Origin of the sequence: Leyella stercorea, assembly GCF_021531355.1 — a bacterium.
GTDB lineage: Bacteria > Bacteroidota > Bacteroidia > Bacteroidales > Bacteroidaceae > Prevotella.
Genome location: NZ_JADYTS010000254.1, coordinates 1 through 212 on the forward strand (window position 1 = coordinate 1; position 212 = coordinate 212).

A 212-nucleotide genomic window follows, 5' to 3' on the forward strand; every position below is an offset into this window, starting at 1 on the left:
CATCGTGTGACCTTCATATTTGTTGCCCTCATGGATGCAATAGGCAAGCGGATAGCCGCCCAAACTTACAAGCAGGCCGAGTATGATCTGAGGATTGCTGTGACGTCCCTCTTTCGAGAAACCAGTCTTGCGTAATTCATCCTCATAATCCGCTTCAAAGTAAAGTGTGGTGACATCATAGAATAGCACACCGATATTTCCACCGAACAGTT

General features: G+C 46.2%; 1 pseudogene. It reads right to left on the reverse strand.

Going from position 1 to position 212, the window contains the following annotated elements:
- Nucleotides 1–212 (reverse strand): annotated as a pseudogene (locus tag I6E38_RS15260) (IS1634 family transposase); the annotation flags it as partial.